We start from the raw sequence: 2,536 nt of genomic DNA, 5'->3' as shown, positions 1-2,536 counted from the left end.
GCCTCCAGCGTGATTACCGTGCGGCCCGCCGAAGGGGTTGTCGGCGCGACGCTCGTGCCCGCCTCGGCGCTGCCCATCGGCGCTCTTCAGGAAGCGCTTCAGGGCTCGACGGTCATCGGTGACGTGATCGGCGCGGTCAAGACCAGTGCGCTTGCGGCCCGCGTCAAAACCAAGCTGATGCGTGATTTGCAGCGTGAATTGCAGAGCAGCCGGGTCTCCACCGTGACGCTCTCCTCCCAGCTCGATCCGAGCGGCAACGGCGTCTACACCGTCTCCTCGCGGGCGCCCTCGGCCCAGGCGGCTCAGGTGCTGACCAACCTGACGGTACGCTCGCTGCTCAGATGGGACGAAAACCGGGCGCTGCAATCGGTGCAGCGGGCCTTACGGGTGCAGCGGGCTCAGCTCGAAGAGATCACCCGTCAGATCGACCAGCCCAACCTGCCCGCCTTGGAGCGCGAGACGCTGCTCTCGACCCGCGCCTTAACGCAGCGCAATCTGGCCTCGACGAGCATTCAGTCCCAGGCGATCACCGGTTCGCTGTCGCTGGTCTCGCCCGCCGTGCAGCCCCTGGCTCCCATCGCCCCCAAACCGACCCGCAACGCCGCGTTGGCGGGTCTGCTGACTGTGCTGCTGGGTCTGGGTATCGCGGCGCTGCTGACCATCAGTGACCGCACCGTGCGCAGCGAGGAAGACCTGCTCACCTTCGGCCTGCCGACGCTGGGCATCATCCCGCGTCTGCGGCGGCGCGACATCGTAATGCTCGGTATCGTGCGGGCGGCCAGGCAGGCGGGGCTCTACGAGGCCATCGGCTTTTTGCGCGTCAACTTGCTGGCCAATGTGGATCGGCACAGCGGGGAACAGCCCCAGGCCGCCCGCCGCATCATGATTTCCTCGACGGCGCCCGGTGAGGGCAAGAGCAGCCTGACCGCCACCCTGGCCGACGGCATGGCGGTGTCGGGCCAGCGGGTGCTGATTATCGACGCCGACCTGCGGCGCGGCACCCAGCAGGAAGTCTGGGACAAATACGAGCGCCAGCACGAATGGCAGCAGCTCGTCGGGACCGGGGGTGCCCGCCACCTGCAAGACGCCCTGCGCGACCCGGCCAACGTACAGGTCATCGAGGTCGAGCCGAACGTGGACCTGCTGCCCGCCGGTCCCGGCCTGCACGACAGCCTGACGACGCTCAACCGCTCGGACCTGGGCGCCATCTTCGACCGTTGGGGCCAGGGCTACAGCATGGTCCTGGTCGACAGCGCCCCTTTGTTAGCGATTGCTGATGGTCTGGTGATCGGTCGCCACGTCGACGGCGTTATCCTGGTGACCGAAGCAGGTCAGACCACATTGCAAGCGGTCAAACAGGTGATGCGCCGCGCCAAGGAGGCCAGAGTGCCGCTGATGGGATTTGTCCTCAACAAGGTGTCGCTCTCAGGCCGTGAAGGCAACTACCAGAATTACGCCTACAACACCCGCACGCCAGAGGAGCGCTGAATATGGGTCTGCACACGCCGATTGCCCCCGCTGTGCGCAACAGCAGCCGGAGTGTGCCGCTGGCTCGCCGGGGGCTTTCGCAGGGGCTGGTGCTGGTGTTCAGCGACGCCCTGAGCGGGCTGATCGGCTTCGCCCTGCCGACCCTGATGCTCGGTATGTTCGGCGTGGGGATGCCGCGCCTGCGGCTGGAGACCACGCTGATCTGGCTCACGCTGTGGGTGTTGTGGCGCTTTTATCAGGGACTGTATCCCGGTTACGGCAAGTCGCCCCAGACCGAACTCCGGCTGCATACGGTCAGCACCGTGCAGGTCGTGCTGGTGCAACTGGCGGCGGCGCTGGCCCTGGGACGCCTGGGCCTGAGCGTCGGTAGCGTGATGCTCTCCTGGCTGGTGATCTTGCTGGTCGGGTTGCCAGTTCGTTACGGCGTGCGGGCGCTGCTGATCCGGGCGGGCACCTTCGGGCGGCCCATCAGCGTGATCGGGGCCGGGCAGACCGCCAGCCAGACGATTGCTTACCTCCACGCTCATCCGGCTTACGGTTTGAACCCGGTGGCGGCTTACGACGACAATGAAGCCCTGCACGGCCATTCGATTCACGGTGTTCCGGTGCACGGCTCTATTGAACACGCGCTGACCGATCCGCTGACCGAGCAGGCCCTTATCTCGATTCCCAGCGCCCGCGCCGAGGTGCAGCAGAAACTGGTCAACAGCGTGTATGCCGCATTTCCGGTCACCTGGGTGATTCCCGATCTGTTCGGCGTGCCGAATCAGGCGCTCCAGCCGCACAACATCGGGACGTTGGCGAGTCTGGAAATTCGGAACAACTTGCGCAGCCGCCGGGCGAGGGCGATCAAGCGCACCATCGATCTGCTGGGCTCAGTGATCGGCACTCTGGCCATTTCACCGATTCTGCTGCTGATCGCCATAGCCATCAAGCTCGACAGCCCTGGCCCGGCGGTGTACCGTGCCCGGCGCCTGGGCCGCGACGGCAAGCTGTTCGACTGCTTCAAGTTTCGCAGTATGCACCGCGACGCCGAAGCCAAGCTCAG

2 protein-coding genes are annotated in these 2,536 nt (G+C 66.0%); both read left to right on the top strand.

All coding sequences use genetic code 11. The features are described from left to right. The coding region (locus Q0R23_RS03325) for a polysaccharide biosynthesis tyrosine autokinase (protein ID WP_293910346.1) at window positions 1-1,488 on the top strand (1,488 nt) is incomplete at its 5' end. A 2-nt stretch (window positions 1,489-1,490) separates the two neighbouring features. Further along, a partial coding sequence (locus tag Q0R23_RS03320) for a sugar transferase (RefSeq protein ID WP_293910344.1) occupies window positions 1,491-2,536 on the top strand: 1,046 nt, incomplete at its 3' end.

Origin of the sequence: Deinococcus sp. (assembly GCF_025362455.1) — a bacterium.
Classification (GTDB): domain Bacteria; phylum Deinococcota; class Deinococci; order Deinococcales; family Deinococcaceae; genus Deinococcus.
This window is presented reverse-complemented; position numbering and strand designations above follow the sequence as displayed.